Source organism: Kineococcus terrestris, assembly GCF_041020755.1.
Taxonomy (GTDB): Bacteria; Actinomycetota; Actinomycetes; order Actinomycetales; family Kineococcaceae; genus Kineococcus; species Kineococcus terrestris.
Window position 1 is genome coordinate 21,542 of the sequence record NZ_JBEUEI010000027.1, and the last position, 23,738, is coordinate 45,279.

Consider the following 23,738-nt stretch of genomic DNA (forward strand, 5'->3'; position numbering starts at 1 on the left):
ATGCTCGTGGTCCTCGGCACCGTCGCCGCCGCGGTCGTGGTCGGCATCGTCGTCGTGGCGTGGCGCACCAGCCCCCGCCACCGGGTGGACGCGGCGCTCGCGCACCCGCGCCCGGCCCAGCGGGAGTGGGCGCGCCGCGAGGAGCAGCTGCGCCGCCGCCGCCCCTGACGGGCGCACCCGCTCCCGGCCCGCCGGGGGTGGCCCTCGCCACACCGCGCCGGTGAACGCCGCGGCCGCTCCCGTCGTTGCAGACTGGGGAGCCGCCACCTCCGGCGGCCGTGCGAGAGGGAGACGATGGCCGACAGGCAGGACGAGCGCACCGGGCGGACCGCGGGGACCGGGTCGGCGGGCACCGGGGGCGGCCGCGAGGCGCGCGCGGCGCGCGTGGCGGCCATGCAGCGCGAGGAGCGCGCGCGAGCGCGCCGGCGCACCCTGCTCGTCGTGGCCGTGCCCACCGTGCTGGTCCTCGGGATCGCGGCCGCGGTCACCGCGGTGATCGTGCGCCAGCCGGACCCGCCGTCCCTGGAGGCGGTGAGCACGTTCACCTACAGCAACGCCGAGCAGCACACCGAGGAGCCGCAGGACTACGCCGAGAGCCCGCCGGTCGGCGGGCCGCACCACCCCGTCTGGCAGAACTGCGGCGTGTACGAGGAGCCGGTGCCGGACGAGCACGCGGTGCACAGCCTGGAGCACGGCGCCGTGTGGATCACCTACCGCCCGGACCTGCCCGCCGAGCAGGTCGAGCAGCTGCGCGAGGCCGTCTCCGGCCGCCCGTACACGCTGCTCTCGCCGCGCGAGGACCTGCCCTCGCCGGTCGTGCTGTCGGCCTGGAACAACCAGCTGACGCTGGACAGCGCGGACGATCCGCGCCTCAACGCCTTCCTGGCCCGCTTCGTGCAGGGCGCGCAGACCCCCGAGCCGGGCGCGCTGTGCACCAACGGCGTGGGTACCCCGGCGGCCTGACGCACCCCTCGTGAATGCCCGCACCGTCCTCGTGGCCGTCGTCGGCCTGCTGACCGCGCTGCTCGCCGGCGTCCTGCTGGGGCGGGCGCTGCCCACCGCGCCCGGCGGGCAGTCGGTCGACGTCGGCTTCGCCCACGACATGTCCACCCACCACCAGCAGGCCGTGGGCATGGCGCTCGACGCGGTGCAGCGCGCGCCGAGCGCGGAGGTGCGCCAGCTCGCGGTCGACATCGCCTCGACCCAGACCAACCAGGTGGGGCGGATGCAGCAGCTGCTGTTGGTGTGGGACCAGCCGCTGACCTCCGGCGCGCCCGTCATGGCGTGGATGGCGGGCACCGACACCCACGCCCGCCACCTGGAGCAGCTGGAGGAGGGCCGCACCATGCCGGGCATGGCCACGGCGGCCGAGCTGGCGCAGCTGGGGGAGCTGGAGGGCGCGGAGTACGAGGTGCGGTTCCTGCAGCTGGTGCTGCGCCACCACCGGGGAGGGCTGGAGATGGCGCAGGTGGGCGCCGAGCGCGCGACGACGGAGCAGGTGCGCCGCCTGGCCGGTGCCATCGCCACCAGCCAGGCCGGGGAGTCGCAGCTGCTGGAGCGCTACCTGGCCGAGCGCGGCGCGCAGCCGCTGCCCGACCCCGTGGCCGACCCCGCCGTGGGGGCTGCCGGGTGACGCGCCTGGTGGTGGGGGCGGCGCTCGTGGACGACCTGGAGCGCCCGCGCGTCCTGCTCGCGGCCCGCCGCAGCGCACCGCCGGCCCTCGCCGGGCGCTGGGAGCTGCCCGGCGGGAAGGTCGAGCCGGGGGAGGAGCCGCGCGCGGCCCTGCACCGCGAGCTGCGCGAGGAGCTGGGGGTCGCGGTGCGGCTGGGGGAGGAGGTCCTCGCGCCGCAGCCGGGCGGCTGGCCGCTGGGCGGGGACCTGGTGATGCGCGTGTGGTGGGCGCTCGTCACCGAGGGGGAGCCGGCGTGCCTGGCCGACCACGACCGGCTGCTGCGCCTGGAGCTGGGCTCCTGGGGCGGGGTGGACTGGCTGCCCGGGGACGTGCCGCTCGTGGCGGCGATGCAGGAGCTGGCCGTCTCGGCCCGCTGACGCCGTGCGCAGCGACGCTGCTGCGCACGGCGGGTCGGGGACCGGTCAGTCCCGCGCCGCGGGCGTGCCGCCGTCGCGCGGGGCCGCGGCCGCGCTGGTCGCGGCGGTCGCCGCGGTGGCGCCCCCGCCCGTCGGGGTGGTGTCGCGCAGGAAGCCCGCGGGCGGCGAGGCGGGGTCGCTGCGCAGGTCCTTGGCCAGCGCCACGCACAGCGCCACCATGACCACCAGGAACGGCGCCGCCACGATGATCGCGATGTTCTGCAGGGCGGTGATGGACGAGTCGTCGCCCGTCGCACCGCCGACCCACAGCAGGATGGCCGCGGTCGCGCCGATCAGCAGCGCCCACACGACCGTGACGAGGCGGTTCGGCTCGTCGGCGCCCTGGGAGCTGAGCGAGCTCATGACGAGGCTGGCGGAGTCGGCGCTGGTCACGAAGTAGATGACGATCATGGCCATGACGAGCAGCGAGCTGACCGACGACAGCGGCAGCGAGTCCAGCAGGGCGAAGAACTGGCTCTCCTGGGCGGTGATCCCCGCCAGGTCCAGTCCGTCGACCATCTGCGCGTGCAGGGCCGTGCCGCCGAGCACGGAGAACCACAGGACCGCGATGACGCTGGGGGCCGCGACGACGCCCAGGACGAACTGGCGGATGGTGCGGCCGCGGGAGATGCGCGCCAGGAAGGTGCCGACGAAGGGCGCCCACGACATCCACCACGCCCAGTAGAAGATCGTCCAGCCGGTCAGCCACTCGGTGCCGCCGTAGGCGCCGGTGCGGAAGGAGATCCGCGGCAGCTGCGTGAGGTAGTTGCCGGTGGCGGTGGGCGCGAGGTTGAGGATGAAGACCGTCGGGCCGACCACGAAAAGGAAGAACAGCAGGACGATCGACAGCACCATGTTGGTGTTGGACAGCCACTTGATGCCGCGCTGGATGCCGCTGAAGGCCGACAGCGTGAAGCAGGCGGTCAGGACGACGACGAGGAGGACCTGCGTCGTGGCGCTGATCGGGACGCCGAAGACGGCGTCCAGGCCGCCGTTGATCTGCGCCGCACCGAGCCCGAGCGAGGTGGCGGTGCCGAACAGGGTGGCGAAGATCGCCAGGACGTCGATGACCTTCGCCGGGCCCGTGCGACCGCGCAGCAGCGGCGCGAAGGGGGCGGAGAAGCCGCCCGTGCGGCCCTTGCGGTACCAGGCGTAGGCCAGCGCGAGGCCGACGACGGCGTAGATGGACCACGGGTGCAGGGCCCAGTGGAACAGGCTGTAGACCATCGAGTACCGCTCGGCCTCCTGGGTGAGCGGCTCGATGCCGGCCTCCGGCACGGTCGCCAGGTGGGAGATCGGCTCGCTGACGCCGTAGAAGAGCAGGCCGATGCCCATGCCGGCGCTGAACATCATCGCGAACCAGGAGACGGTCGAGAACTCCGGGCGCTCGTCGTCGCGGCCGAGGCGGATCTTGCCGTGGCGCGAGAGCATGAGCCAGAAGGAGAAGCCGACGAAGCCGGTGGCGCCCAGGACGAACGCCCAGCCGAAGTTGGTGGTCAGCCAGCTGAGGACGCCGCCGGTGACGTCGGCGAAGCGCTCGGTGAACAGCAGGGCGACGGCGAGGAACACGGCCACGGCGGCCGCGCTGACGCCGAAGACGACCCGGTCCAGCGGGTGGCGGGAGGGGGTCGCCGGGGTCTGCTCCGAGGGTGCGTGAGGGGTCTGGTCACGGTGCTCCGGTGGTGCTGACATGTGGTCAAGAGTGGCACGGGATCGGCGCGGCGCCTCCACGCCGACGGGCCGCCGCGCACCGCTTCGGCACCGTCCGTGCAGGTCAGGAGCCTGTGCGTGACTGAGCGGGTCGGGGCCCGCGCCGGGCGCCGCTAGACTGGGGCGTCCTCACCCCTCTGCAGCGAGCGAGAGTCCCCCCATGCCCCTGAGCACCCGCCACGACCTGCGCAACGTCGCGATCGTCGCCCACGTCGACCACGGCAAGACGACGCTCGTCGACGCGATGCTGTGGCAGTCCGGTGCCTTCCGCGTGGGCTCCGACGTCGCCGACCGGGTCATGGACTCCGGCGACCTCGAGCGCGAGAAGGGCATCACGATCCTCGCGAAGAACACCTCGGTCCGCTACGCGGGCCCCGGTGCCCCCGAGGGCGGCATGACCATCAACATCATCGACACCCCCGGCCACGCCGACTTCGGCGGCGAGGTCGAGCGCGGCCTGTCGATGGTCGACGGCGTCGTCCTGCTCGTGGACGCTTCCGAGGGCCCCCTGCCGCAGACGCGCTTCGTGCTGCGCAAGGCGCTGGCGGCCGGCATGCCCGTCGTCATCGTCGTCAACAAGGTCGACCGCCCCGACGCGCGCATCGCCGCCGTCGTGGAGGAGAGCTACGACCTGCTGCTGGACCTCGCCGCCGACGCCGAGGGCGTCGACGCCGACAAGCTGCTCGAGGTCCCCGTCGTCTACGCCTCGGCGAAGAACGGGCGCGCCTCGCTGAACCAGCCGGCCGACGGCGGGCTGCCGGACTCCGAGGACCTCGTCCCGCTGTTCCAGACCATCCTCGAGACGGTCCCGGCGCCGACCTACGACCCCGAGACGCCGCTGCAGGCGCACGTCACCAACCTCGACGCCTCCCCGTTCCTGGGCCGCCTGGCGCTGCTGCGCGTGCACTCCGGCGAGCTCGTCAAGGGTCAGCAGGTCGCCTGGTGCAAGCACGACGGCACCATCGAGCGGGTCAAGGTCACCGAGCTGCTGGTCACCGAGGCCGTCACCCGCGTGCCCGGGGAGAAGGCCGGCCCGGGCGACATCGTGGCCGTCGCCGGCATCGAGGGCATCACCATCGGCGAGACCCTCGCCGACGCCGACGACCCGCGCCCGCTGCCGCTCATCACGGTCGACGAGCCCGCCATCTCGATGGTCATCGGCATCAACACCTCGCCCATGGCCGGGCGCGTCAAGGGCGCCAAGGTCACCGCGCGCCTGGTCAAGGACCGCCTGGAGAAGGAGCTCGTCGGCAACGTCTCCATCCGCGTCCTGCCGACCGAGCGCCCCGACGCGTGGGAGGTGCAGGGCCGCGGCGAGCTGGCGCTGGCGATCCTCGTGGAGCAGATGCGCCGCGAGGGCTACGAGCTGACCGTGGGCAAGCCGCAGGTCGTCCTGCGCCGGGACGAGGACGGCAAGGTCCTCGAGCCGTTCGAGAACCTGACGATCGACTGCCCCGAGGAGTACCTCGGCCCGATCACCCAGCTGCTCGCCGCCCGCAAGGGCCGCATGGAGACGATGACCAACCACGGCACCGGCTGGGTGCGCATGGAGTTCTACGTCCCCTCCCGCGGCCTCATCGGCTTCCGCACCGAGTTCCTCACCGACACCCGCGGCACCGGCATCGCGCACGCGCTGTTCGCCAAGTACGACCACTGGGCCGGTGACATCCGCACCCGCCAGTCGGGTTCGCTGGTCGCCGACCGCGCCGGCGCGGCCACCGCCTTCGCGATGACCAACCTGCAGGAGCGCGGGCAGCTGTTCGTCGAGCCCACCGCCGAGGTGTACGAGGGCATGATCGTCGGGGAGAACTCCCGCGCCGACGACATGGACGTCAACATCACCAAGGAGAAGAAGCTCACCAACATGCGCTCGTCCACCTCGGACGAGTTCGAGCGCCTGGTGCCGCCGCGCCACCTGTCGCTGGAGCAGTGCCTGGAGTTCTGCCGCGAGGACGAGTGCGTCGAGGTCACCCCGGAGGCCGTGCGCATCCGCAAGGTGGAGCTCGACGCCTCCCAGCGCGCCAAGTCCGCCTCCCGCGCCCGCCGCGCCTGAGCCGGGTCGCCGCGGCCCGGGCTCCCGGGCTGCGGTGATCGGCGTCCGCGGGAGGATGGGGGCATGACGACGACGCCTCAGCCGCCGCAGCCGCCCGGGGAGCCGGACCGCACGCCCGAGGGCGCGGCGGGAGCCGGGACCCTCGGGCGCGACCCGCTGGAGGTCGCCGCCGACGCGGTCGACGACGCCGCCGGCGCGCTGCAGCCGGAGGAGCTGGCCGCCATGGAGCGCCTCGACCAGCCGCGGCGCGTGCTGTTCGTGCACGCCCACCCCGACGACGAGAGCATCGGCAACGGCCTGACGATCGCCCGCTACGCCGCCGCCGGCGCCGGGGTGACCCTGCTGACCGCCACGCGCGGCGAGCGCGGGGAGATCATCCCCGCGGAGCTGGCCGGGCTGGGCCCCGACGAGCTGGCCGAGCACCGCACGCACGAGCTGGCCGCCGCCGCCGAGGCCCTCGGCGTGGACGACCACCGCTTCCTCACCCGCCCCGACGGCTCCGGCTACCGCGACTCCGGGATGGTCTGGCTGGCCCCGGGCGTCGCGGGCGCCGCCGAGGACGCCGACCCGCGCGCCCTGGCCGTCGCCGACCTGGAGGAGGTCGCCGAGCGCGTCGCCGAGGTGGTGCGCGAGGTGCGCCCGCAGGTCGTCGTCACGTACGAGCCGGGCGGCGGGTACGGCCACCCCGACCACGTGCGCGTGGCCGAGGCGGTCCGCCGGGCCCTCGTCCTGGCCGCCGGCGACCGCCACGACGGGTCCGTGCCCTGGCAGGTGGCCAAGGTGTACGAGACGGTCCAGCCGGAGTCGCTGACCCGCGCGGCCCTGCGCGCCCTGGCCGCGGCCGGGCTGGCCGACGTGCCCGACCCGGACGGCCCGCTGCCGTCGGTGGTCGTGCCCGACGAGGAGGTGACCACGGCCGTGGAGGGCGCCGAGCACGTGGCCGCCAAGCTGGCTGCGCTGCGCGCGCACGCCTCGCAGGTGACGGTCGAGCTGGAGGGCCGCGAGCCGGTGATGCGCCTGTCCAACCGGGTGCCGCAGCCGGTCCTGCCCGTGGAGCACTTCCGGCTCGTGCACGGCGTGGCGGGCGGCCCGTTCGACGACGCCGGCCGCGAGACCGACCTGTTCGCGGGTGTCGCCGTCTGAGCCGCTGACCCGGTGCGTGCGGTGCCCGCCCCGTGCCCGCCGCTGCCCGCCCGGTGCCCGCCCGGTGGCGCGGACGGGCCCGACTGCTCCGGACGGGTGAACCCGGTCCTCCGAACCGGTCACGGACGGTGGCCGACCCGCAGCGCGGCGGGTTGGCTGGCTGCGCGGCCCGGTGCTCCGACCGGGCGGAGGAGAGGAGCAGCCGGTGGCGCCGAAGACCGGACCCGCACGCGGTGGACCGCCCGGACCGGGGGGACGGGACGGGGGTGCGCGGCGCGGGCGCGACGCCGGCGACGTCGGGCGGGTGCGCGAGGCCCACCGCCGCCGCCGCACCACGCTGGCGCTGCTGGGCGTCCTCGCGCTCGTCCTCGTCGTCGACGTGCGCCTGGCGCTGGGCCTGCCGCTCGTCCCGGCGCTGCCGGCCGTGGACCCGCTCTACGTCATGGCGGGGCTCTTCTTCGCCCTGCTCATCGTGCTGCTGCTGGGACAGACGCTCGTCGCCGGGCGCTCCCCGCACGTGCTGTACCGGCCCGAGCAGATCGACGTGACCCTGGACGACGTCAAGGGCCTGGGCCCGGTCAAGGAGGACGTCGAGCGCAGCCTCGACCTGTTCCTCGGCGCGCGCAGCTTCCGCCGCGACATGGGCGGCCGCCCCCGCCGCGGCCTGCTGTTCGAGGGCCCGCCCGGCACCGGCAAGACGCACATGGCCAAGGCGATGGCCCGCGAGGCGGGCGTGCCGTTCCTCTTCGTCTCCGCGACCAGCTTCCAGTCCATGTGGTACGGCGCGACGGCCCGCAAGGTCCGCTCCTACTTCAAGGCCGTGCGCCGCGCGGCCCGCGCCGAGGGCGCCGCCGTCGCCTTCATCGAGGAGATCGACGCCATCGCCGGCGCGCGCGGCGGCATGTCGTCCGCGACCCCCCTCCAGACCGCTCCCGCGAGCGCCGGGGTGCTCTCCTGCGGCGGCCTGAGCGGGCTGGAGCGCCTGGTGGCCGGCGCGGGGGGCGCGCCCGCGCCGGTGCGCGTGGAGCGCCTGGCCAGCAGCGAGGGCGCCAGCGGCGTCGTCAACGAGCTGCTCGTGCAGATGCAGTCCTTCGACGAGCCGACGGCCGGGGAGCGGGTGCGCGGCGCGCTGGTCGACCTGGCCAACCGCTTCCTGCCCGAGGGGCGCCGGCTGCGCCGCCCGCGCACCGAGCCCGCCGAGGTCCTCGTCGTGGCCGCGACCAACCGCGCCGACGCCCTCGACCCCGCGCTGCTGCGTCCCGGCCGCTTCGACCGCCGCCTGGTGTTCGGCCTGCCCGACAAGGCGGCCCGGCGCGAGCTGGTGGACCACTTCCTGGCCCGCAAGGCCCACGAGCCGGCCCTGGACGAGTCCGAGCGCCGCGACGCGCTGGCCGGTGTCACCTCCGGCTACAGCCCCGTGATGATCGAGAACCTGCTCGACGAGGCCCTCGTCAACGCCGTGCGCCGCGGCGGCGACGGCATGTCCTGGGCGGACCTGGAGCACGCGCGCCTGGTCACCGAGGTGGGCCTGGGCCAGCCCGTCGGGTACACCGCGCACGAGGCGCGGCTCATCGCCACCCACGAGGCCGGGCACGCCGTCGTCGCGCACCTCGTGGCCCCGCACCGGCGCCTGGACGTGCTGACGATCGTCAAGCGCGCCAGCGCCCTCGGCCTGCTCGCCCACGGCGACGTCGAGGACGTCTACACCCGCTCGCGCTCGGAGCTGGCCGGGCTGATCCGCATCGCCTTCGGCGGGCAGGTGGCCGAGGAGCTGTTCTTCGGCGACGTGTCCACCGGCCCCTCCGGCGACCTGCAGGCCGCCACGACGACGGCCGCGCAGATGGTCGGCGCCGCCGGGATGGCCGGCACGCTGGTCTCCTTCGCCGCGGTGCAGAACGGCGCCTTCGCCGACGGCAACCTCGTCTCCCGGGTCCTGGGCGACGCCGAGGGCCGGCGCCTGGTCGAGGGCCTGCTGGCCGAGCAGAAGGAGGCCGTGCGCGAGCTGCTGGGCCGCCACCGCCACCTGGTGGCCGCCCTGCGCGACGCGCTGCTGGAGCGCCACGAGCTCATCGGCCACGAGATCACCGACGTGCTGGCGGCCGCCGCGCGCGAGCACGGGGCCGGCGGGCCGGGTGAGCCCGACCGGGTCCTGGACCTGCGTGACGGGGCGGTCCTGCCCAGCGGCCCGCGCCCGCCGGCCTGACCCGCCGCCGCAGGCGCACCGGCGCTCGACAGCGCCGGTGCGCTCGTGGCACGCTCCGCGCAGGTCATGAGCGCCAGCGTCAAGCCCCGGCTCGCTGGCCGGCAACCCTCCACGTCGTGGGGTGCCCCGGGTGATGACCTGACCTGGTGCTGACGCACGGGTAAGGACGAGCGTTCGCACGTGCGCCTCCCGGGCCGACGCACCTCAGCGTCCACGACCGTGAGGAGCGACGGGTGAGCACCGCCACCGACGACCAGACCGTTGAGCGCGCGAGCGCCGGGACGAGCCCCGCGCAGCGGCTCACCGCCGTGCGGGAGCGGCTGCGGCCCCTGCTGGAGCGGATCGCCGAGGGCACCGTGCAGCGCGAGCGGGGGCACGTCCTGCCGCGCGAGCAGGTGCGCGAGCTGCTGGCGGCCGGCTTCGGCCGCCTGCGGGTGCCCGTCGAGGAGGGCGGGGAGGGCCTGGACGTGCGCGGGCTGGCCGAGGTGCTGGTCGACGTGGCCGCCGCCGACCCGAACCTGCCGCAGGTCTTCCGCGGGCACCTGGCTTGGGTCGAGCACCTGCTGTCCCTGCCGGCGGGGGAGTACCGCACCCGCTGGATCGGGCGCGTCGTGGCCGGCGAGCTGGTCGGCAACGCCTGGAGCGAGACGGGCGACGCCACGACCGGGAAGCAGCAGACGGTGGTGACCCGGCGCGAGGGGCGCTGGGTCGTCGACGGCCGCAAGTACTACACGACCGGCACGATCTTCGCCGACTGGACGGACGCGACCGCGCGACGCGTCGACGCGGACGGGAGCGAGGAGGTCGTCACCGTCCTCGTGCGCACCGACCAGCCGGGCGTGCGGGTCAGCGACGACTGGGACGGCTTCGGCCAGCAGCTGACCGGCACCGGCACCCTCGTGCTGACCGGCGCGGTCGTCGAGGACGAGGACGTCGCCCCCTTCACCGACCGCTTCCGCTACCAGACGGCGCTGTACCAGCTGGTGCTGCTCGCCGTCCTGGCCGGCGTCGCCGAGGCCGTCGAGCGCGACACCGGCGCGCAGGTGCGCTCGCGCACCCGCAGCTACACGCACGGCCTGGCGCCGCTGGTGCGCCACGACGCGCAGGTCCTCGCCGTCGCCGGGGAGGTCTCGGCCACGGCCTTCACCGCGCGCGCCCTCGTGCGCTCGGCCGCCGAGGCCGTGCAGGCGGCCGCCGACACCGCCCACGAGCGCGGCTCGGCCGCCGACCGCGCCGCCAACGTGGAGGCCGAGGTGCGCACGGCGCAGGCGCAGGTCGTCCTGTCCGAGAGCGTGCCGCGCGCCGCGACCCTGCTGTTCAACACGCTGGGCGCCTCCGCGACCAGCCGGGCGCGGGCCCTGGACCGGCACTGGCGCAACGCCCGCACCGTCGCCTCGCACAACCCGGTCATCTACAAGCAGCGCATCGTGGGCGACTGGTCGGTCAACGGCACCGAGCCGCCGTTCGTCTGGGACGTCGGCACGCACGCCTCCGTGGACGCGGCGGCCGTGCGGGCCGCCGGGGGCGCCTCCCGCGGCTGAGGCCGGGCCGCGACGAGCGGCGCCCCCACCGCGGGAGCGGCGGGGGCGCTGCTCGTCGTGCGGGTGACCGGGGTCAGCGCACCGAGCGGTCGGCGCGCTCCAGCAGCGCCAGCAGGTCCTCGCCGGTGGTGCGGCGCGGCCGCTCGGGGTCGCCGTCCTCCGTGTACGCGCCGGCGTAGGCGGGCTGGTCGCGCTGGAAGCGCCAGCTGTCGGCCAGGGAACCGGTGTCGAGCACGTCGTAGCCCAGGGAGTCCAGGAAGGCGGCGACGACCCGCTCGGCGTCCTCGTCGTCCCCGGCGGTCAGCAGCGTCGTGCGCTCCGGCGAGCCCGCCGGGCGCTGCAGGACGCCGAGGTTGGCGGCGAAGATGTTGTTGAAGGCCTTGACGACGCGGGCGCCGGGGAAGTGGCGCTGCACGAGCTCGCTGGTCGTCAGCTCGTGGCTGTCCAGCTCGGCGGTGTCGCCGTCGCGCTCCGGGTAGTAGTTGCAGGTGTCGACGACGACCTTGCCGGCCAGCAGGTCCGGCGGCAGGTCCCGCACGCGGCCCAGGGGGATGGTCAGCACCACCAGGTCGCGCGCCGCCGCGGCCTCCTCGACGGTGCCGGCGCGCGCCCGCGGGCCCAGCCGCCCGACGAGGTCCGCCAGCGACGCCGGGCCGCGCGAGTTCGCCACGACGACGTCGTGGCCGGCGTCGACCGCCAGTCGCGCGACGGTGCTGCCGATGTTGCCGCTGCCGATGATCCCGATCTCGCTCACGGCTCGTGCAAGGCGCCGCGGCGGCCCGGTGTTCCCGCGGCGCGCCGCCGCGGTCTCAGCGCTGCGGGCGCACCCGGTAGTGGTACGCGTGGTGCACCCCGAACCCGGCCCCCTCGTACAGGGCGCGGGCGCCGCCGTTCGCGGCGGCCACCTGCAGGAACGCGGAGACGGCGCCGTGGGCGCGCCCGACGCCGGCCACCTCGGCCAGCAGCCGGCGGGCCAGCCCGCGCCGCCGGTGGGACGGCGCCACCTCCACGGCCGACACGCCCAGCCAGCCCGCGCCGAGGGACCCGCGCGCCACGGCCACGACGGCGCCGTCCTCGACGACCCGCGCGAACACCTGCGCGTCGGCGGACACGAGCACCCGCAGCCCCGCCGGCGGCACCGCCGGTCCGCCGCGGTAGTGGTACCCGGCCAGCCAGGCCGCGTCCGGCTCGCCGGTGGACACGACCGCGCAGCCGGCCGGCAGCGGCACCTCGCCCGGGCCGGGCAGGTCGTCCACGGCGGCGGTCAGCACCAGCGTCGGGGTGTCCACCGCCCACCCGCGCGCGGCCAGCTCCCGCGCCACCTCCGGGGCGTCCGGCCCGTCCGGCGCCGTGCCCGCGGCGTGCGGGACGGCCACCCGGGCCGGCAGGCCGCGCCGGGCGTAGAAGTCCTCCACCGCGGCGACCGCCGCGGGCAGCGGGACGCCGGGCGAGCCGAGCGCCAGCGCCGAGTTCGCCCGCCCGGTGAAACCGCCGGCGGCCCGCAGCCGCCAGCCGCCGAGGCGCTCGACCTCGTGCGGGCGCCAGTGCGCGGCCGCCACGAGCTCCAGCTCCTCCACGCCGACGGCCGCGTGCGGCGGCCGGCGCCGGCGGGGGGCGCGCGGCGCCGGCGGCGGGGGCACGGCCTTGCCGGCCAGCAGGTCCGCGCGCCGGACGACGACCTCGCCGCGGCGGGTGCGCACCACCAGGCGCTCGGCGTCGGCGGCCAGCAGCTCGCCCAGCGCGTCGGCGGCCGAGCCGTCGCCGGTGCGGTGGCGCAGCACCACCCGCGCGCCCGGCACCAGCTCGTGCGGGCGCAGGACGTGCCGCGCCCGCAGCCCGCCGCCCGGCTCGCCGCCCGCCCCGCCGACCCCGCCGCTCACCCGTGCGACCCCCTCCACCTGCCGCCCGCGCGGCCGTCGGGGATACTAGGCGGCGGTCGTGCCCGGTCTTCAGGGCCGGAGGAGGAGGGACGCTCGTGACCTACGTCATCGCCCAGCCGTGCGTGGACGTCAAGGACAAGGCGTGCATCGAGGAGTGCCCCGTCGACTGCATCTACGAGGGCAAGCGGTCGCTGTACATCCACCCCGACGAGTGCGTGGACTGCGGGGCCTGCGAGCCCGTGTGCCCCGTCGAGGCCATCTACTACGAGGACGACGTGCCCGAGCAGTGGTCGGCGTTCACCGCCGCCAACGTCGAGTTCTTCGACGCGATCGGCTCCCCGGGCGGGGCCGCCAAGCTCGGGGAGATCGACGCCGACCACTCGCTCGTGAAGTCCTTGCCGCCGCAGGGCGGGGAGAGCTGAGCGCGCGAGCGGCGGCGCTGCCGGACTTCCCCTGGGACTCGCTGGCCGGGGCCGCCGCGCGCGCCCGCGCCCACCCGGGCGGTATCGTCGACCTGTCGGTCGGCACGCCGGTGGACGCCACGCCCGCCGTGGTCGCCGACGCGCTGCGCTCGGCGGCCGACGCCCCCGGCTACCCGCAGACGTGGGGCACGCCGGCGCTGCGGGAGACCGTCAGCGCCTGGTACGCCCGCCGGCGCGGGGTGGAGGGCGTCGACCCGGACGGGGTGCTGCCCACGGTCGGCTCCAAGGAGCTCGTCGCGTGGCTGCCGACCCTGCTGGGCCTGGGGCCCGGCGACGTCGTCGCGCACCCGCCGGTGGCCTACCCCACCTACGACGTGGGGGCCCGGCTGGCGCGCGCCCGCCCGGCCGCGGCGGGCACGGTCGCCGAGCTCGACGAGCTCGCCGCCGGCCTGACGGCCTCGGGGGAGCGGCTGGGACTGCTGTGGCTGAACTCCCCGTCCAACCCCACCGGCGCCGTGCTGGACGTGCCCGAGCTGGCCGCGCTGGTGCGCTGGGCCCGCGAGCGCGGCGTCGTCGTGGCCAGCGACGAGTGCTACGCCGAGCTGGGGTGGGACGCCGCGCACGACACGACGCGCGGCGGGCTCGTGCCCTCGGTGCTCGACCCCCGCGTCTGTGGCGGTGATCACACCGGGCTGCTGTCGGTGTACTCGACCTCGAAGCAGTCCAACCTCGCCGGCTACCGGGCGGCGTTCGTGGCCGGGGACCCGGCGCTGGTGCGCGACCTGCTGGCCGTGCGCAAGCACGCCGGGATGATCGTCCCCTGGCCGGTGCAGGTGGCGCTGGCGGCCGCGCTGGCCGACGACGCCCACGTGGAGGCCCAGCGCGAGCGCTACCGCGCCCGCCGCGACGTGCTGCTGCCCGCGTTGCGCCGCAGCGGGTTCCGCGTCGACGCCTCGGGCGCGGGGCTGTACCTGTGGAGCACCCGCGACGAGGACTGCCGCGCCACCGTCGACGCCCTGGCCGGACGCGGCGTGCTCGTGGCGCCGGGCGACTTCTACGGCCCGGCCGGCGCGCGGCACGTGCGGGTGGCCCTGACGGCCACCGACGAGCGCGTCGGGCAGGTGCCGGAGCGGCTCGCGGACCTCGCCGCCCCGTCCGCCTGAGCGCGGGCCCCGCCGCTCGCGCGGGGCCCGGCGCGAGCGGAGCGTGAGGGACCTGTGTCGCACCCGTGCCCGCCCGGCGGGTACGGTCGGCCGCATGGTGGACTCCGTGACGCTGAAGCACGCAGGTGGCGAGCTCGACCTCCCCGTGACGCCTGCGACGGAGGGCACCTCCGGCTTCGCCATCAGCTCCCTCATGAAGGAGACCGGCCTCGTCACCCTCGACGCCGGCTTCACCAACACGGCGTCCTGCACGTCCGCGATCACCTACATCGACGGCGACGCGGGGGTCCTGCGCTACCGCGGGTACCCGATCGAGCAGCTGGCCGAGCGCTCCAGCTTCCTGGAGACCTCCTACCTCCTGATCCACGGCGAGCTGCCCAGCACCGAGCAGCTGGAGGCCTTCACCGCCCGCGTCCAGCGGCACACGCTGCTGCACGAGGACCTCAAGCGCTTCTTCGACGGCTTCCCCCGCGACGCGCACCCGATGCCCGTGCTCTCCAGCGCCGTCAGCGCCCTGTCGACCTTCTACCCCAACAGCCTCGACCCGTTCGACGACGAGCAGGTGGAGCTGTCCACCGTCCGCCTGCTGGCCAAGCTGCCGACCATCGCGGCGTACGCGTTCCGCAAGAGCCAGGGCCAGCCGCTGCTGTACCCGGACAACCGGCTGGGCCTGGTCGAGAACTTCGCCCGCATGTCGTTCGGCAACCCGGCCGAGGACTACGAGCTGGACCCGGTGATGGTCAAGGCCCTCGACCAGCTGCTGGTCCTGCACGCCGACCACGAGCAGAACTGCTCCACCTCCACCGTGCGGCTGGTCGGCTCCGGGCAGGCGAACCTCTTCGCGTCCATCTCCGCGGGCATCCACGCGCTGTCCGGGCCGCTGCACGGCGGCGCGAACTCCGCCGTCCTGGACATGCTCGACCACATCCGCACCTCCGACGACGACGTCGACACGTTCATGGCGCGGGTCAAGAACAAGGAGAAGGGCGTGCGCCTGATGGGCTTCGGCCACCGGGTGTACAAGAACTACGACCCGCGCGCGGCCATCGTGAAGAAGACCGCCGACGAGGTCCTGTCGAAGCTGGGCAAGCGCGACGAGCTGCTGGACATCGCGATGCGCCTGGAGGAGATCGCCCTCAACGACGACTACTTCGTCGAGCGCAAGCTGTACCCGAACGTCGACTTCTACACCGGCATCATCTACAAGGCGATGGGCTTCCCCACGCGGATGTTCACCGTCCTGTTCGCCCTGGGCCGCCTGCCCGGCTGGATCGCCCAGTGGCGCGAGATGATCAACGACCCGGCCACGAAGATCGGCCGTCCCCGCCAGGTGTACGTGGGCGCGACCGAGCGCGAGTACGTGGACGTCGCCCAGCGCTGACCGGCGCCCCGCCCGCCCGCCGCACCGGCGGGCGGGTCCTCAGGCCGAGACGCGCACCCGCACGGTGCCCGCGGGCAGCGGCTCGACCGCGTCGGCCCAGGCGCCGCCGTCGGCGCGCACCCACGCCGAGGAGCCGACGACCACCTCGGTCACCCCGTACCCCTCGGCCGAGGCGACCGCCCAGCCGCCCAGCGCCCACGCCAGGCGCACCGCCTCCTCGCCGTCGCCCAGCGCGTACTCCAGCACCAGGCCGTTCTCGCCGGCGACCAGCTGCGGCTCCACGGCGCTGACCTGCTGCGCCACGGCCTCGCGCACGCGCTGCGCCCGCAGCGAGGGGGTCGCGTCGTCACCCAGCGCGCCCAGCGCCTCCGGTTCGCGCAGCCGGCACGTGAAGCCCGCCGGCGTCCAGCCCGTCAGCGCCGAGGCCACCAGCCGCGCCTCGGCCTCGTGGTCGCCGTACGCCTCGGGGAAGGCGCTGCGCTGCACGCGCTGGGCGGCCACGGTGACCTCCAGGTCCCGGTAGCCGTCGACCTCGACCAGCGCGTCGTAGAAGGCGTTCGTCGCGTACACCGGGTCCTGCACCTGCTCGGGCGTCCCCCAGTCCTGCGAGGGCCGCTGCTGGAACAGCCCGAGGGAGTCGCGGTCGCCGTGGTCGAGGTTGCGCAGGCCGGACTCCTGCACCACGGTCGCGATCCCGATCGTCGCCGCGCGCGCCGGCAGCCCGCGCAGCACCGAGATCCCCACGACGGTGGCGGCGTTGCCCGCCTGCTCCGGCGACATCGACGTCGACTCCCCGGCGACGGTGGCCCGGCAGCGCTCGCGCAGCACGGGCGCGTCGTCGTCGCGGGTCAGCCACACGCCCGCCGCGGCCAGCGCCACGACGGTCGCCGTCGCGGCGCCCAGGCCCACCACGAGGGGGCGCAGCCGCCGGGCGCGCCGGTTGGCCGCACCCGCGACGGGCGGGTGCGGCGGCCGCGCGCTCAGTTGGCGTGCAGCGCGGCGTTGAGCTCCACGCGCACGCCCCTGCGCGGCAGGGCCTCCACGGCGCCGCTGACGGAGTTGCGGCGGAACAGCAGCCCGTCGGAGCCGGACAGCTCCCGCGCCGCGACGGTGGCCCGCACGGCCCCCGCCTCGTCCAGGACGCCGACCTTCGTGCCCGCCGTGACGTAGGTGCCGGCCTCCACGACGCAGTCGTCGCCCAGCGAGATGCCCGTCCCGGAGTTCGCGCCCAGCAGGGTGCGCTCGCCGATGGAGACGACCTCCTTGCCGCCGCCCGAGAGCGTCCCCATGATCGACGCGCCGCCGCCCACGTCGGAGCCGTCGCCCACGACGACACCGGCCGAGATGCGACCCTCCACCATCGAGGTTCCCAGCGTCCCGGCGTTGTAGTTGACGAAGCCCTCGTGCATCACCGTGGTGCCCGGGGCCAGGTGGGCGCCCAGGCGCACGCGGTCGGCGTCGGCGATCCGCACGCCCGCCGGCGCCACGTAGTCGGTCATCCGCGGGAACTTGTCGATGCCGAACACGGTGACGGGGCCGACGTTGGCGCGCAGCGCCAGGCGGGTGCGCTCGAAGTCGGCGACGGCGCAGGGGCCGTGGTTGGTCCACACCACGTTGGCCAGCACGCCGAAGATGCCCGACACGTCCACCCCGTGCGGGCGCACCAGGCGGTGCGAGAGCAGGTGCAGGCGCAGGTAGGCGTCCGCGGCGTCGGCCGGCGGCGCGTCCAGGTCGACCTCCGTGGTGACCACGTGCTTGCGCACCCGGCGGTGGGTGTCGGTGTCCTCCAGCGCGGCCAGCTCGGCCGGGACGGAGTACGAGCCGGTGCCGGGGGAGCGCCCCAGGGCGGGGAAGGGGTACCAGACGTCCAGCACCGTGCCGTCCATCGTGGTCGTCGCCAGGCCGTGGCCCCACGCGCGCCGCTCGTCCACCCGCTGCTCTCCCGCCGCCGTGCTCACGGCGCTCACCCTACGGGGCGGGCACCCCGTCGCCCGCGGCCGTCCGGCCCTCCTGCTCGCCGCCGCTCGCCGGCCCGCCGCTCTCGTTACTGTGCTGGGCGTGAGCCCCGTCGCGACCTCCCCGACCCCGCCGCGCGCCCCGGCCGACCTCACCGCGGGCGCGCCCGACGTCGTGGAGCTGACCCGCCGCCTGTGCGACGTGCCCTCCGTCAGCGGCGACGAGCGGGCCCTCGCGGACGCCGTGGAGGCCGCGCTGCGCGCCTGGAGCGGGCCGGGCGGAGCGCTGGAGGTCGTCCGCGACGGCGACGCCGTCGTGGCCCGCACCGCGCTCGGCCGCGCCGAGCGGGTCCTGCTGGCCGGGCACCTGGACACCGTGCCGCTGACCGACCCGCCGAACCTGCCCGTGCGCCGCGAGGAGCACCCCGCCGACGGCGACGTCCTCGTCGGCCGCGGCACGTGCGACATGAAGGGCGGTGTCGCCGTGCAGCTCGCGCTGGCCCGCGAGGCCGCCGCCGCGGTCGCGGCCGACCCGGAGGCGCTGACCCGCGACCTGACGTTCGTGTTCTACGACCACGAGGAGGTCGAGGCCGACCGCAACGGCCTGGGCCGCCTGGCGCGCACCGCGCCGGACCTGCTGACCGCGGACTTCGCCGTCCTGCTGGAGCCGACCTCCGCCGCGGTGGAGGGCGGCTGCAACGGCACCCTGCGCGCGGAGGTGACGACCACCGGTGTCGCCGCGCACTCGGCCCGCTCCTGGCGGGGCGTCAACGCGATCCACGCCGCCGCCGACGTGCTGGCCCGGCTCGCGCGGTACGAGCCGCGCACCGTCGACGTCGACGGCCTGGCCTACCGCGAGGGGCTCAACGCGGTCGCCGTCACCGGCGGGATCGCCGGCAACGTCGTGCCCGACCGCTGCACCGTCACGGTCAACTACCGCTTCGCGCCCGCGTGGAGCGCCGCCGAGGCCGAGCAGCACGTGCGCGAGGTGTTCGCCGGCCACGACGTGCGCGTCACCGACGCCGCCGAGGGGGCGCGGCCCGGCCTGGACCTGCCCGCCGCCGCCGCGTTCGTCGCCCGCACGGGGCGGGACGCGCGCCCCAAGTACGGCTGGACCGACGTGGCGCGCTTCTCCGCCCTCGGCGTGCCCGCCGTCAACTTCGGCCCGGGCGACCCCTCCACCGCCCACGCCGACGACGAGCGCTGCCCCGTGGCCGACCTGCACCGCTGCCTGGCCGCCCTGCGGTCGTGGTTGCTGCCCGAGGGGGGCGCCGCGTGAGCACGATCTGCCTGTACGGCAGCGCCAGCGGCGGCATCGACCCCGCCCACGTCGAGCTCGCCGCCCGCGTGGGCCGGCTGATCGCCGAGCGCGGGCACGACCTCGTCTACGGCGGCGGCGGGACGTCCGTGATGGGCGCCGCCGAGGCCGCCGCGCGCGCCGCCGGCGCCCGCACGACCGGGGTCATCCCCAAGGCGCTCGTGGAGCTGGAGCTGCCGCCGGGCGAGCTGCACGAGCTGGTCGTCACCGGCGACATGCGCGAGCGCAAGGCCGAGATGGAGGCGCGCGCCGACGCCTTCGTGGTGCTGCCCGGCGGCCTGGGCACCCTGGAGGAGCTGTTCGAGATCTGGGTGGCGCGCACCATCGGCCTGCACACCAAGCCGCTGGCCGTCCTGGACTCCGGCGGCCACTACGCGGGGCTGCGCACGTGGCTGACCTCGCTGGTGGACCGGGGCTTCGCCCGGCCCCTCGTGCTGGACGTCGTGCACTGGACCGACGACCCCGTCGACGCGCTGGACCACCTCGAGAGCGCCTCCCGCGAGCGCGTGAGCCTGCCGTCCTCGGAGATCGTCGGCACCTTCGTCGACTTCCCCGGCGAGGAGCTGCCCGGCGGGCGGGGGGAGCCGCAGCCGTGACCGTCGTGCTGGTGGCCCTCGTCGTCGTCGTGGCCGGCCTCGTGGCTGCCGTCGCCGCCGGCCGCGTCACCGGCGGGCTGGGCCCGGTCACGTCCAGCCGCCCCCACCGGGGCCTGCCCGAGGGGCCCGTCGCGGCCGCCGACGTGGACGCCGTGCGCTTCTCCCTGGGCCTGCGCGGCTACCGCATGGACGAGGTGGACGCCGTCCTGGACCGCCTGCGCGAGGAGATCCGCGAGCGCGACGAGGAGCTGGCCGCCTGGCGCAGCGCGGACGACCTGTGAGCGGGCGACCCGCGACCGGCGAGGTGGCCCGGTGACCGTCGTCCGCTTCACCGCCACCGCCCTGTACCGGGCGCCCGCCGCGCGCGTCTTCGACGTCCTCACCGACTGGCCGCGCCAGAGCGGCTGGGTGCCCGCCACCGTCGTGCACCGGCTGCCCGGCCCGGTGGCCGCCCCCGGCGAGCGGTTCGTCGGCCGCACGGGCCTCGGGCCGCTGGCCTTCGACGACGACATGCTCGTCACCGGCCGGCGAGCGCCCGCTGCGGGGCGCGCCGGGCGCGTGGAGATCGTCAAGACGGGCCGCCTCCTGGGCGGCAGCGTCTCGATCGGGGTCCGCGACGTCGGCGACGGCTGGACGCAGGTCGACTGGACCGAGCACGTCGTGCCCCGGCCCGCGCTCCTGGCGTGGGCGGCGGCGGCCGCCGGGCCGCTCGGCGCGCTCGCCGGGCGCTGGGGCTTCGAGCTGGTCCTGCGGGCCGCGCGCGCCGACGTCGAGGACGCCGAGGACGCCGGGGACGCCGGGGACGCCGGGGACGCCGGGGACGTCGTGGGCGGCGGAGGCGGCGCGGTCCCGCCCCGCGCCTGATGACCGCCGGTCCGCCGCCCGCCGGGGGACGCCCGGCCCGCGCGGTGCCCGCGGACGGGCCCGGCGCGCCGCTCGTGCTCGGGCTGCTGCTGCGGTGGGCGCGCACGCCCGTGCTCGTGCGGGTCCTGCTCGTCTACGCCGCCGCCCGCCTGGTCTCGGCCGCCGTGCTGGCCGCCGTCGCCCGCTTCCAGGAGCCGAGCGACTGGACGCCGGAGGGCGCCGGCTACCGCGACATGCTCGGCCTGTGGGACGCCACCTGGTACCGGCGCATCGCCGAGGACGGCTACCCCGGCGCCGTCCCCCGCGACGGCGCCGGCGCCGCGCAGCAGTCCGAGCTGGCGTTCTACCCGGTCCTCCCGCTGCTCGTGCGGGCCCTCGGCGCCGCGGGCGTCCCCTTCGAGACCGCGGGCGCGGCCGTCGCCCTGCTGGCGGGCGCGGCGGCGGCCGTGGGCGCCCACCTCGTCCTGGAGCGGGCCGCCCGGGCGGCGGGCGCGGGCGCGGCCGTCGCCCGGCGGGCCGCGTGGAGCGGCGCCGTGCTGCTGTGCGTGTCCCCGCCCTCCCTCGTCTACCAGGTGCCGTACACCGAGGGCCTGGCGCTGGCGCTGCTGACGGGCTTCCTGCTGGCGCTGCTGGACGGCCGCTGGCTGACCGCCTCCGCGCTGGCGCTGCTGCTGGGGCTGACGCGGCCGGTGGCCGTCCCGCTGTCCGCGGTCGTCGTCGTGCACCTGCTGGTGCGGGTGCGCGCCGCCCGGCGCGCGGCCCCGGGAGGCGCCCCCGCGCGCCCGGCGGGCCGGGACCTGCTGCGCGCGGGGGTCCTGCTGGCCTCCTCGGCCGCCGCGGCCGGGTTGTGGCCGCTGACGGCGTGGTGGCTGACGGGCGAGCGCGACGCGTACACCGCGACGATGGGCGCCTGGCGCGCGGACGGCCGGGTGGAGTGGCTGCGGCCGTGGTGGGACGTGTCGCAGTACCTGCTGGGCGACGTCGCCGGGCCGCTGGCGCTGGTGGCGCTGGTGGCCGGGTACGCCGCGCTGCTGCTCTCGCGCCGCGCCGCGGTGCTGGGCCCGGAGCTGCGCGCGTGGTGCCTGGCCTACCCCGGCTACCTGCTGCTGGTGCTCGACCCGTTCACCAGCCTGTTCCGCTACCTCGTGCTGCTCTTCCCGCTCGGCGGCCTCGTGGCCCTGCGGCCCGGCCGCCGCGGCACCCTGTGGGCGCTGGTGGCGGCCTCGCTGGCGCTGCACGTGGTCTGGGTGGCGTGGCTGTGGCGCTTCTCCCCGCCGGCGGACTGGCCGCCGTGACACGCACCCCGGCGCGCGCCGGGACCACCCGCCCGGGTGCTCCCGGTGCGCCCCGCACCACGGCGGCCCGCCCGGTGGGGGATGATGGTCACCCACGCCGACCGCGGCACCCGGCTGCGGGTGGGCGCGCGGACGCGACGACGAGAGAGGACGCACACCGATGGCGGCCATGAAGCCGAGGACCGGGGACGGTCCGCTGGAGGTCACCAAGGAGGGGCGCGGCATCGTCCTGCGCATGCCGCTGGAAGGCGGTGGTCGTCTCGTCGTCGAGATGACGCCGGACGAGGCGAGCGCCCTCGGGGAGGCCATCACCTCGGTCGTGGGCTGAGGTCGTCGTCGCGGGGCGGACACTCCCGGGTGCCCGCCCCGCGGCGTCCCCGCCCCCGGCCCGACCGCACCCGCCGACACGCCCGCCCCGGGCAGGACAGGACGCCGCTGTGCCCGTTGAGCCCCCCGCGAAGGCCCCCGCCCCCGAGCTGCGCCCCTGGCGCGCCCCGCGCGTCCTGACCGCCGCCGGCCCGCTGGCCGCCCTGTCCGCCGACGACCTCGCCGGCTACGGCGTCCTCGCGGTGCCCGTGGCCCCGGGCGCGACTCCCGGCGACGGGGGCGCTGGCGACGCGCCGCCCGCGGTCCTGCCGCGCCCCGGAGCCGCCGACGCGGCCGTGCGCTACGACCTGGACCTGGCCGCGGAGTGCGCCGCCGAGCGCGTCAGCGGCCGCGCCGGCACGGCCGTGCGCCTGCCCGTGCGCGCCCCCGCCGGCTGGCCGCGCGCCCTGCACGTCCTCGGCGCCGGGGAGTCCACCCCGGCCGACCTGCGCCGCGCGGGCGCCGCGCTGGCCCGCGCCGCCGGCCCCCGCGAGGACGTCGTGACGACCCTGGCCGACGGCACCGGCCCGGCCGGGACGCGCGCCGTCGTCGAGGGCTTCCTGCTGGCCTCGTGGACACCGCCGGCGGCCGGTCACCGCACCCGCGGCGACGAGCCCGCCGGGGAGCCCGCCGGGGAGAGCACGGGCGGGACCACCCGCGGGGACGGCGCGCGCCGCCTGCTGCTCGTGGGCGACGTGGCCGCCGCCGACGTGGAGGCCGGGCTGGCCGCCGCCGCCGCGACCGTCCTGGCCCGCGACCTGGCCGCCACCCCCTCCAACCTCAAGGACCCCGCGTGGACGGCGCAGCGCGCCCGCGAGGTCGCCGCCGCCGGGCGGCTGCGCGTCGACGTGCGCGACGCGGCGCGGCTGGAGCGCGAGGGGTTCGGCGGGCTCGTCGCCGTCGGCGGGGCCTCCGCCTCCCCGCCGGTCCTCGTCGAGGTCACCCACGTCCCGCGCGGGCGCGGTGCCCGCAGCGCCCCGCACGTCGTCCTCGTCGGCAAGGGCATCACGTTCGACACCGGCGGGCTGTCGCTGAAGCCGCGCGAGTCGATGGTGTCGATGAAGACCGACATGAGCGGGGCCGCCGCGGTCCTGGCCGCCGTCGCCGGCGCCGCCCGCCGCGACCTGCCGGTGCGCGTGACGGGGCTGCTGCCGCTGGCCGAGAACGCCCTCGGCGCCTCCTCGTACCGCCCCGGGGACGTCGTCACCCACTACGGCGGGCGCACCACCGAGGTGGCCAACACCGACGCCGAGGGCCGCCTGGTCCTGGCCGACGCCCTCGCCTACGCCGACGCCCGGCTGGCGCCGGACCTCGTGGTGGACGTCGCGACCCTCACCGGCGCGGCCACCCAGGGCCTGGGCAAGCGGCACGGGGCCCTGTTCACCGGCGACGAGGAGCTGGCCGCCGGTCTGCTGGCCGCCGGCGAGGCCTCGGGGGAGCGGCTGTGGCGCATGCCCCTGGTGGAGGAGTACGCCGAGCTGGTGGAGTCCCACGTCGCCGACGCCCGGCAGGTCGCCGGCGTGCCCGGCGCGGGGGCGGGCGCGATCGTCGCCGCCCTGTTCCTGCGGCCCTTCGCGGGCGGGCGCCGCTGGGCGCACCTGGACATCGCCGGGCCCGCGCGCGCCGACGGGCCCGAGCACGAGGTCCCCCGCGGGGCGACCGGCTTCGGCGCGCGCCTGCTGCTGACGTGGCTGGAGCAGCTGGCGGGGCGCTGAGGGCCCGCGGCGGACCCGCGGCGGACCCGCCGGGGGCCCGCCTCA

The 23,738-nt window shown here is 76.7% G+C and carries 23 protein-coding genes and 1 riboswitch; of the genes, 18 read left to right on the top strand and 5 right to left on the bottom strand.

Annotated elements, in window-relative coordinates; all coding sequences use genetic code 11:
* The 4 genes from AB8M62_RS15260 to AB8M62_RS15275 all read left to right on the top strand — a co-directional run bounded on the left by AB8M62_RS15260 (position 1) and on the right by AB8M62_RS15275 (position 2,049).
* Positions 1-168 (top strand): hypothetical protein, encoded by a 168-nt coding sequence (locus tag AB8M62_RS15260; RefSeq protein WP_369055931.1) that lies wholly within the window; start codon positions 1-3, stop codon positions 166-168.
* 126 nt (positions 169-294) lie between these two features.
* Positions 295-963: a thioredoxin-like domain-containing protein gene (locus tag AB8M62_RS15265; protein ID WP_369070102.1), complete on the top strand. Its 669-nt coding sequence runs from the start codon at positions 295-297 to the stop codon at positions 961-963.
* Between the two features lie 10 nt (positions 964-973).
* Positions 974-1,633, top strand: a complete 660-nt coding sequence (locus AB8M62_RS15270) for a DUF305 domain-containing protein (RefSeq protein ID WP_369070103.1) — start codon at positions 974-976, stop codon at positions 1,631-1,633.
* On the top strand, positions 1,630-2,049 hold the full coding sequence (locus AB8M62_RS15275) for an NUDIX domain-containing protein (protein ID WP_369070105.1): 420 nt from the start codon (positions 1,630-1,632) through the stop codon (positions 2,047-2,049). The genes AB8M62_RS15270 and AB8M62_RS15275 overlap by 4 nt, the downstream gene beginning before the upstream one ends.
* A gap of 45 nt (positions 2,050-2,094) precedes the next feature.
* Here AB8M62_RS15275 and AB8M62_RS15280 read toward each other — a convergent pair whose 3' ends face one another.
* Positions 2,095-3,780 (bottom strand): BCCT family transporter, encoded by a 1,686-nt coding sequence (locus AB8M62_RS15280; RefSeq protein ID WP_369070106.1) that lies wholly within the window; start codon positions 3,778-3,780, stop codon positions 2,095-2,097.
* Between the two features lie 178 nt (positions 3,781-3,958).
* Between AB8M62_RS15280 and typA the strand changes: the two genes are divergently transcribed.
* From typA to AB8M62_RS15300, 4 genes are all read left to right on the top strand, one after another.
* Positions 3,959-5,851 (top strand): translational GTPase TypA, encoded by a 1,893-nt coding sequence (gene typA / locus AB8M62_RS15285; RefSeq protein WP_369055926.1) that lies wholly within the window; start codon positions 3,959-3,961, stop codon positions 5,849-5,851.
* Positions 5,852-5,914: 63 nt separating this feature from the next.
* Positions 5,915-6,994 (top strand): N-acetyl-1-D-myo-inositol-2-amino-2-deoxy-alpha-D-glucopyranoside deacetylase, encoded by a 1,080-nt coding sequence (gene mshB / locus AB8M62_RS15290; protein ID WP_369070108.1) that lies wholly within the window; start codon positions 5,915-5,917, stop codon positions 6,992-6,994.
* A gap of 304 nt (positions 6,995-7,298) precedes the next feature.
* Positions 7,299-9,197: an AAA family ATPase gene (locus tag AB8M62_RS15295; RefSeq protein ID WP_369070109.1), complete on the top strand. Its 1,899-nt coding sequence runs from the start codon at positions 7,299-7,301 to the stop codon at positions 9,195-9,197.
* A gap of 62 nt (positions 9,198-9,259) precedes the next feature.
* Positions 9,260-9,370, top strand: a riboswitch (SAM riboswitch).
* Between the two features lie 60 nt (positions 9,371-9,430).
* Positions 9,431-10,738: an acyl-CoA dehydrogenase family protein gene (locus tag AB8M62_RS15300; RefSeq protein WP_373694962.1), complete on the top strand. Its 1,308-nt coding sequence runs from the start codon at positions 9,431-9,433 to the stop codon at positions 10,736-10,738.
* 73 nt (positions 10,739-10,811) lie between these two features.
* On the opposite strand, the gene AB8M62_RS15305 is transcribed toward AB8M62_RS15300, so the two are convergent.
* A complete protein-coding gene (locus AB8M62_RS15305; protein WP_369070110.1) occupies positions 10,812-11,492 on the bottom strand; it encodes an NADPH-dependent F420 reductase in 681 nt (226 codons plus the stop codon).
* A gap of 55 nt (positions 11,493-11,547) precedes the next feature.
* On the bottom strand, positions 11,548-12,618 hold the full coding sequence (locus AB8M62_RS15310) for a GNAT family N-acetyltransferase (protein ID WP_369070111.1): 1,071 nt from the start codon (positions 12,616-12,618) through the stop codon (positions 11,548-11,550).
* Positions 12,619-12,713: 95 nt separating this feature from the next.
* On the opposite strand from AB8M62_RS15310, the gene fdxA reads away from it, so the two are divergent.
* The 3 genes from fdxA (at position 12,714) to AB8M62_RS15325 (ending at position 15,584) form a co-directional block, all read left to right on the top strand.
* Positions 12,714-13,040, top strand: coding sequence for a ferredoxin (fdxA, locus tag AB8M62_RS15315; protein ID WP_369055921.1), 327 nt, complete (start codon positions 12,714-12,716; stop codon positions 13,038-13,040).
* Positions 13,037-14,203, top strand: a complete 1,167-nt coding sequence (gene dapC / locus AB8M62_RS15320) for a succinyldiaminopimelate transaminase (RefSeq protein ID WP_369070122.1) — start codon at positions 13,037-13,039, stop codon at positions 14,201-14,203. The genes fdxA and dapC overlap by 4 nt, the downstream gene beginning before the upstream one ends.
* 94 nt (positions 14,204-14,297) lie before the next feature.
* Positions 14,298-15,584, top strand: coding sequence for a citrate synthase (locus tag AB8M62_RS15325; protein WP_369055920.1), 1,287 nt, complete (start codon positions 14,298-14,300; stop codon positions 15,582-15,584).
* Between the two features lie 39 nt (positions 15,585-15,623).
* Here AB8M62_RS15325 and AB8M62_RS15330 read toward each other — a convergent pair whose 3' ends face one another.
* On the bottom strand, positions 15,624-16,496 hold the full coding sequence (locus AB8M62_RS15330) for a hypothetical protein (RefSeq protein ID WP_369070112.1): 873 nt from the start codon (positions 16,494-16,496) through the stop codon (positions 15,624-15,626).
* Between the two features lie 68 nt (positions 16,497-16,564).
* A complete protein-coding gene (gene dapD, locus AB8M62_RS15335) occupies positions 16,565-17,542 on the bottom strand; it encodes a 2,3,4,5-tetrahydropyridine-2,6-dicarboxylate N-succinyltransferase (RefSeq protein WP_373694963.1) in 978 nt (325 codons plus the stop codon).
* A 91-nt stretch (positions 17,543-17,633) separates the two neighbouring features.
* Between dapD and dapE the strand changes: the two genes are divergently transcribed.
* The 7 genes from dapE to AB8M62_RS15370 all read left to right on the top strand — a co-directional run bounded on the left by dapE (position 17,634) and on the right by AB8M62_RS15370 (position 23,693).
* Entirely contained in the window at positions 17,634-18,818 is a 1,185-nt protein-coding gene (gene dapE / locus AB8M62_RS15340; protein ID WP_373694964.1) for a succinyl-diaminopimelate desuccinylase, read from the top strand.
* Positions 18,815-19,453: an LOG family protein gene (locus tag AB8M62_RS15345; RefSeq protein ID WP_369055918.1), complete on the top strand. Its 639-nt coding sequence runs from the start codon at positions 18,815-18,817 to the stop codon at positions 19,451-19,453. The genes dapE and AB8M62_RS15345 overlap by 4 nt, the downstream gene beginning before the upstream one ends.
* Positions 19,450-19,734 carry a DivIVA domain-containing protein gene (locus AB8M62_RS15350; protein ID WP_369055917.1) on the top strand — a complete coding sequence of 95 codons (285 nt, stop codon included), beginning with the start codon at positions 19,450-19,452 and terminating at the stop codon, positions 19,732-19,734. Before AB8M62_RS15345 ends, AB8M62_RS15350 begins: the two co-directional genes overlap by 4 nt.
* Positions 19,735-19,765: 31 nt before the next feature.
* Positions 19,766-20,317 (top strand): SRPBCC family protein, encoded by a 552-nt coding sequence (locus AB8M62_RS15355; protein ID WP_369070113.1) that lies wholly within the window; start codon positions 19,766-19,768, stop codon positions 20,315-20,317.
* Positions 20,317-21,612: a hypothetical protein gene (locus tag AB8M62_RS15360; protein ID WP_369070114.1), complete on the top strand. Its 1,296-nt coding sequence runs from the start codon at positions 20,317-20,319 to the stop codon at positions 21,610-21,612. Before AB8M62_RS15355 ends, AB8M62_RS15360 begins: the two co-directional genes overlap by 1 nt.
* 160 nt (positions 21,613-21,772) lie before the next feature.
* Positions 21,773-21,940, top strand: coding sequence for a DUF3117 domain-containing protein (locus AB8M62_RS15365; protein WP_166617328.1), 168 nt, complete (start codon positions 21,773-21,775; stop codon positions 21,938-21,940).
* A gap of 109 nt (positions 21,941-22,049) precedes the next feature.
* On the top strand, positions 22,050-23,693 hold the full coding sequence (locus tag AB8M62_RS15370; RefSeq protein WP_369070115.1) for a leucyl aminopeptidase family protein: 1,644 nt from the start codon (positions 22,050-22,052) through the stop codon (positions 23,691-23,693).
* Positions 23,694-23,738 lie beyond the last annotated feature (45 nt).